Source organism: Streptomyces flavofungini, assembly GCF_041028215.1.
GTDB lineage: Bacteria > Actinomycetota > Actinomycetes > Streptomycetales > Streptomycetaceae > Streptomyces > Streptomyces flavofungini_B.
In genome coordinates this window covers 1-6,504 of record NZ_JASKYR010000437.1, presented here as the reverse complement: position 1 = coordinate 6,504, position 6,504 = coordinate 1, and the positions used below count along the sequence as shown (strand labels likewise).

Genomic DNA, 6,504 nt, shown 5'->3' with positions numbered 1-6,504 from the left:
TCTCGGAGCTGCGCTGTGCCTCGGTCAGTACGTCGTGGAGTACGCGGCGGACCGCCAGGCGTATCGCCGCGACCGCAGGATGGGGACCCATGTCCGGTTCCCTTCGTGAAGTTCGGGGGGTGTGCCTCGGACCAATCGCTCAAGGACCCACTCAAGAGACCGGATCTGGTCGTCCAGACCGCGGAATCACGAGCATTCGGTCACGCAGAGTGTGTCGATGGTGACAGAGCCGAGCCGTTCCCCGAGCATTGCACGCCTACCCACCGCCCACGGTCCCTCGGACGGGTGATTGCGAGGGCGTTCTCCTGCCATCGGCCTCAATGGGCCCCTCATTCCGCCTTACGGTGCACCCGCGCGACCCAATCCGCCGGTTTGGCGATCTCCGCCTTGGTGGGCAGCGTGTTCGGCGATGTCCAGACGCGGTTGAAGCCTTCCATGCCGACCTCGTCCACGACCGCCCGCACGAAGCGCTCGCCGTCGCGATATTGGCGCAATTTCGCGTCGAGGCCCAGCAGCTTGCGGAGCGCCTGATCGAGGCGGCTCGCGCCGCGTGCCCTGCGCTCCTTGAACTTCTCCCTGATCTCGGCGACGGAGGGCACGACGTCGGGTCCCACGCCGTCCATCACGAAGTCGGCATGGCCCTCCAGCAGGGACATCACGGCGGTGAGACGGCCCAGGATCTCGCGCTGGGCGGGGGTCTGCACCAGCTCCACGATGGAGCGCCCGCCGTCGGCCGCCGCCTCGTCCTCGGCGTCGGTGCGGCCGCCCGCGAACGTCTGGGCGGCCTCCCTGACGCGTTCAAGGACGGTCATCGGGTCGACCTCGGTCTCGCCGAGGAAGGCCTGGATCTCGCCCTCCAGGTAGTCCCGGAGCCAGGGCACGGCGGTGAACTGGGTGCGGTGGGTCTCCTCGTGGAGGCAGACCCAGAGCCGGAAGTCGTGCGGGTCCACGTCGAGCTCGCGCTCCACCTGCACGATGTTCGGCGCGACCAGGAGGAGTCTGCCGCCGCCGGTCTCCCCGGCGGGCAGGTCCCGGGCGGCCGGGGCGAACGTCTCGTACTGCCCGAGGACGCGGGAGGCCAGGAACGACAGGAGCATGCCGAGCTCGACGCCCGTCACCTTGCCGCCGACCGCGCCGAGCACGGCTCCGCCCGCGCTGCCGGAGCGCTTGTCCTGCATCTTGTCCAGGAGGGGTTTGAGGAGCTCCCTGAAGCCCTCCACGTTCGCCCGGACCCAGCCCGCTCTGTCGACGACCAGGACCGGGGTGTCGTGGGTGTCCTCCGTCCCCATGCCGGTGAAGGAACGGACGTGCTCCTCCGAGGACTTGGCATGCCGCCGGAGCTCGGCGACGACGGCACGTGCCTCGTCGCGGCTCACTTCTGGGCCCGGCCGCACGAGCCGGGTCGCGGTCGCCACCGCGAGATTCCAGTCGACCATCTCCGCACCACCGATGCTCGTCATGCGTCAACGGTACGTGGTTGCTCCCTCGGGTGGAGGGGCTTGCACCCCTGGCTTTTCCCCCGGCTCTCCCCTGACACGGCCCCCTAGGGGTGGTCCGCCCCGCCTCAGGGGGTGGCGCCTCGCTCTTCTTCGCGTCCGCGGGTGCGGTTCGGCTGGGCGCGCAGTTCCCCGCGCCCCTTCGAAGCGCTCCTTCGGAGCGGCTTCTCGGGGCGGCTTCTCGGGGCGGCCCCCCGGGTGGCTCAAGGCGGGTGTCGCTAGCGGCAGCCGCAGTTCGCCACCGTCGACGCCATGTCGTCCAGGGTCTTCTGGGCCGCCTGGGGGTCCGTCGTGCCGGAGGTCATGAAGGCGAAGACCAGGAGGCGGCCGTCGGCGTCGACCACCGTGCCCGCCAGGGTGTTCACGCCGGTCAGGGTGCCGGTCTTGGCGCGGACCAGGCCGGTGCCCGGGGAGTCCTTGGGATAGCGGTCGACGAGGGTGCCGGTGAAGCCCGCGACGGGCAGGCCCGTCACCACCGAGCGCAGTTCGGGGCGGGCCGGGTCGGCGGCGCTGTCCAGGAGCGCGGCCAGCAGGTCGGCGGAGACGCGGTCGGCGCGGTCCAGGCCGCTGCCGTCGGCGAACCTGGCCCCGTCGAGGGGCAGCTTCAGCTTCGTGAGCTGGGCGCGGACCGCCTTGTCCGCGCCGTCGAAGCTGGCCTTCTCCTTGGCCGCGACGGCGGTCTGGCGGGCCAGGGCCTCGGCGATGTCGTTGTCGCTGTGCGTCAGCATCCGCTCGACCAGGGACGACAGGGGCGGCGACTCGGCCTTGGCGAGGGACTCGGCGCGTCCGGAGGCCCTGGCCGAGTGGGGATCGTCCTTGGCCTCCACCTCGATGCCCTGGTCGGCCAGGAAGTCCGCGAACTTCTTCGCCGCGTCGAGGGCCGGGTCCGTCGAGCGCGGGGCTGGGCCGCTGGAGGAGTCGTCGAGGCGGCCCTCGTCGGCCATCAGGGCACTGACGGGGGTGATGTTCTCGTTGGGGCCGATCGGGTGCCGCGCGGGACCCTCGTACAGGGACGTGTCGTAGGAGAGCTTCACCTTCTCGGTGTGGCGGGCCTTGAGGGCGCGGGCCGTGTCCTCGGCCAGGCGGCGCAGGCTCGCGGCGGTGTCGACATAGCGGCCGTCCTCGCGGGCGGTCAGCGTGGGGTCGCCGCCGCCGACCAGGGTGACCTCGGAGGAGTCGGGCTCGGCCACCACCCGGGTGACGATGCGGTGGTCGGGGCCGAGGGCGGACAGCGCGGCGACCGCCGTGGCGATCTTGACGGTCGACGCGGGCGTCAGGCCACGGCCCGCGTCCTTGCCGTAGACGCGCTTGCCGGTGGCCGCGTCGAGGACGACGGCCGCGCGCTCGGGGCCGAGCGCCGGGTCCCGCAGCAGTGGATCGAGCACGTCCGCGAGGGCGGCCTCGGTCGGCGCGGGCGCCGTCCCGCCGCGCGCGCCGAACCCGGCGAGCACGGATCGGGCGCTCGGAGCGGTGTCCGGGGCCCCCTCGCCGCCCGGACCACCGTGATCTGCGCCACCCCCGGCATCCCGGGAGGCCGCCCGGACCCGCTCCGCCGTACGCTGACCGGAGGAGTCCCAAGGGCCGGCCGCGGCCACCGCCCCGGCCGAAATCACCAGGCCGAGGGTGGCGGCACCCGCCGTGAGCTGCCAGTTCGTGAGCTTTCCCGAGATCCGGGGAAGCTTGGTGGCGGATGGCTTGGGCAGCTGTCTCAGCAGCTGTCGAGGCCGACGCCAAGGCTTGAGCTCCGGCACGACGACCAGCCCCTTTCGCGATCACACATCTGCGTGAGGGACACTTAATCACCCGAAGTATGTGCTGATCATGGAGGAGCCACCCGTGGAGTTCGACGTCACCATCGAGATTCCGAAGGGTTCGCGGAACAAGTACGAGGTGGACCACGAGACCGGCCGGATCCGTCTGGACCGTCGCCTCTTCACGTCGACCAGCTACCCCGCGGACTACGGCTTCGTCGAGAACACCCTCGGCGAGGACGGTGACCCGCTGGACGCCCTGGTCATCCTGGACGAGCCGACCTTCCCCGGCTGCCTCATCAAGTGCCGCGCCATCGGCATGTTCCGCATGACCGACGAGGCGGGCGGCGACGACAAGCTGCTCTGCGTCCCGGCCTCGGACCCCCGTGTGGAGCACCTGCGTGACATCCACCACGTCTCCGAGTTCGACCGCCTGGAGATCCAGCACTTCTTCGAGGTCTACAAGGACCTGGAGCCCGGCAAGTCCGTCGAGGGCGCCGACTGGGTCGGCCGTGCGGACGCCGAGGCCGAGATCGAGAAGTCGTACAAGCGCTTCGAGGCGCAGGGCGGCCACTGAGCCTCCCGGCCTCGTACGGGCCGCGCGGACCGATCACCGGGCCGCGCGGCCCGTTCGTGTATGTGTGCCCATACTGGCCATACGGAGGTGCGTACGAGTCGTATGAGAAGTGAGGGCATCAGTGGCCGAGCAGGAGGTTGAGGACCGCAAGCCTCAGTCGGACGAGGCCCGCAGCGCGTTCGTCCAGCCGAGTGGGGTGCTCGCGCAGGACACTCCCGAGGACGAGTCGCAGACGACGTCCGAGTTCGCCGTCCCGTCCGGCTTCGCGGCACCGTCGTCCACGCCGCAGGAGACCGAGAAGTCGGCGTTCACGACGCCTAACACCTACAGCGCGCGCAACGCCCCGCAGGCCTTCACGCCCGCGCAGGGCATACCCCTGGTGCGGCTCACCAAAGAGGTCCCCTGGCAGGACCAGATGCGCACGATGCTGCGGATGCCGGTCGCGGAGCGGCCCGCTCCGGAGGCGGCGCAGAAGCAGGAGGACGAGTCGGGGCCCGCCGTCCCGCGCGTCCTGGACCTGACGCTCCGTATCGGCGAACTGCTGCTCGCGGGCGGTGAGGGCGCCGAGGACGTCGAGGCGGCCATGTTCGCCGTCTGCCGCAGTTACGGCCTGGACCGCTGCGAGCCCAACGTCACGTTCACCCTCCTGTCGATCTCGCACCAGCCCTCGCTCGTCGAGGACCCCGTCACCGCCTCCAGGACGGTGCGCCGCCGGGGCACCGACTACACCCGGCTCGCGGCGGTCTTCCACCTGGTGGACGACATCAGCGACCCGGATCTTGAGATCTCGCTTGAGGAGGCCTACCGCAGGCTCGCGGGCATTCGGCGTAACCGTCACCCTTATCCGGGGTGGGCGCTCACGGCGGCCAGCGGGCTGCTCGCGGGCTCCGCTTCCGTGCTCGTGGGCGGTGGCGCGCTGGTGTTCCTCGTGGCGGCCGTCGGCGCGATGCTGGGCGACCGGCTCGCCTGGCTCTGCGCGGGGCGCGGGCTCCCGGAGTTCTACCAGTTCGTGGGCGCCGCGATGCCGCCCGCCCTGATGGGTGTGGCGCTCAGCTTCGTGCACACCGAGGCGTCCATGGCCTCCGCGGTCATCACCGGTGGGCTCTTCGCGCTGATTCCGGGAAGAGCCCTGGTCGCGGGCGTGCAGGACGGTCTCACCGGCTACTACATCACCGCCGCGGCACGCCTTCTCGAAGTCATGTACCTGATTGTCGGCATAGTCTGCGGTGTGCTGCTCGTGCTGTCGCTCGGCGTGATGCTGGACGCGACGAACCTGACGCCCGAGACCAAGTTCGGGGTCACGTCCTCGCGGCCGGTCATCCAGATCCTGGCGTCGATGGCGCTGAGCCTCGCCTTCGCGATCCTGCTCCAGCAGGAGCGGAACACGGTCCTGATCGTGACGCTCAACGGCGGTATCGCCTGGGTCATGTTCGGCGCGCTCGCGCAGACGCCGCTTGAGCTGTCGCCGGTGGCGGCCACGGCGGTCGCCGCCGGGCTCGTGGGGCTCTTCGGGCAGCTCTTCTCGCGCTACCGGTTCGCCTCGTCACTGCCGTACGTGACGGCCGCGATCGGGCCGCTGCTGCCGGGCAGTGCCACGTACTTCGGGCTGCTCGCCCTGGCCCAGAACGACCTCAACACCGGCATCAACTCGCTCACCAAGGCCGTCGCCACGGCCCTGGCGATCGCCATCGGCGTGAACCTCGGAAGCGAGGTGTCCCGGCTGATCCTGAAGGTCCCGGGCGCGACCTCGGCGGCGAACCGCCGTGCGGCCAAGCGGACCAGGGGCTTCTGACCCCCGGTCCGGCCCCGGCGCGTGTCAGCGCTTCGCGTGCCTGCCCCGCTGGCCCGGCGCGGCGCCCTGGGCGGCCGGGTCCGCGGCCGCCGCCTTCTTGCTCTTGCTGCGGGCCCGCAGGAACTCGATGGCGATCGGGACCACCGAGACCAGGACGATCAGGATCAGGATCGCCTCGATGTTCTTGTGGACGAACTCGATGTTCCCGAGCCAGGAGCCGAGCAGCGTGACGCCCGCGCCCCAGAGCACGCCGCCGATGATGTTGTACGTGATGAAGGAGCGGTACCGCATGCCCGAGACGCCGGCGATGATCGGCGTGAAGGTGCGCACGATCGGCACGAAGCGGGCGAGGACCAGGGACTTCGGGCCGTACTTCTCGAAGAACTCATGGGCCTTGACCACGTTCTCCTGCTTGAAGAGCTTGGAGTCGGGTCGGTTGAAGAGCGAGGGGCCGACCTTCTTGCCGAAGAGATAGCCCGCCTGGTCACCGAGGACGGCGGCCACGCAGATCAGCAGGACCGCGAGCCAGAGCGGGAAATCGAGCTTGTTGGTGGTGATCAGCAGGCCCGTGGTGAAGAGCAGCGAGTCGCCCGGCAGGAAGAAGCCGATGAGCAGCCCCGACTCCGCGAAGACGATCAGGAGCAGGCCCCAGATGCCGAACTGGTTCAGCAGGYAATCCGGATCCAGCCAGCTTGGTCCGAGCGCAAGCGCCCCCCCCCCCCCCCCCCCCCCCCCCCCCCCCCCCCCCCCCCCCCCCCCCCCCCCCCCCCCCCCCCCCCCCCCCCCCCCCCCCCCCCCCCCCCCCCCCCCCCCCCCCCCCCCCCCCCCCCCCCCCCCCCCCCCCCCCCCCCCCGCCCGGCAGGAAGAAGCCGATGAGCAGCCCCGACT

Annotated in this window: 5 protein-coding genes; 2 read left to right on the top strand and 3 right to left on the bottom strand. The window is 71.1% G+C overall.

Annotated features, from left to right (window positions below):
- Positions 1-329 precede the first annotated feature (329 nt).
- Positions 330-1,460, bottom strand: coding sequence for a zinc-dependent metalloprotease (locus tag AB8Z36_RS26165; protein WP_369215831.1), 1,131 nt, complete (start codon positions 1,458-1,460; stop codon positions 330-332).
- 254 nt (positions 1,461-1,714) lie between these two features.
- Positions 1,715-2,947 carry a D-alanyl-D-alanine carboxypeptidase/D-alanyl-D-alanine endopeptidase gene (gene dacB / locus AB8Z36_RS26160; RefSeq protein ID WP_369215830.1) on the bottom strand — a complete coding sequence of 411 codons (1,233 nt, stop codon included), beginning with the start codon at positions 2,945-2,947 and terminating at the stop codon, positions 1,715-1,717.
- 385 nt (positions 2,948-3,332) lie between these two features.
- Here dacB and AB8Z36_RS26155 point away from each other — a divergent pair, with 385 nt between their 5' ends.
- Together AB8Z36_RS26155 and AB8Z36_RS26150 are read left to right on the top strand one after the other, a co-directional pair.
- Positions 3,333-3,824: an inorganic diphosphatase gene (locus AB8Z36_RS26155; protein ID WP_030785786.1), complete on the top strand. Its 492-nt coding sequence runs from the start codon at positions 3,333-3,335 to the stop codon at positions 3,822-3,824.
- A gap of 121 nt (positions 3,825-3,945) precedes the next feature.
- The gene (locus AB8Z36_RS26150; protein ID WP_369215829.1) at positions 3,946-5,616 is read left to right on the top strand and encodes a threonine/serine ThrE exporter family protein; all 1,671 of its coding nucleotides are present in this window, start codon (positions 3,946-3,948) and stop codon (positions 5,614-5,616) included.
- 24 nt (positions 5,617-5,640) lie between these two features.
- Here the strand turns inward: AB8Z36_RS26150 and AB8Z36_RS26145 are convergent, their stop codons facing one another.
- Positions 5,641-6,213 carry a DedA family protein gene (locus tag AB8Z36_RS26145; RefSeq protein WP_369215832.1) on the bottom strand — a complete coding sequence of 191 codons (573 nt, stop codon included), beginning with the start codon at positions 6,211-6,213 and terminating at the stop codon, positions 5,641-5,643.
- Positions 6,214-6,504: the final 291 nt, after the last annotated feature.

Coding starts and splice junctions, on each gene's coding strand:
- AB8Z36_RS26165 (WP_369215831.1), bottom strand. CDS start 1,460: ATGACGAGCATCGGTGGTGCGGAGATGGTCGACTGGAATCTCGCGGTG.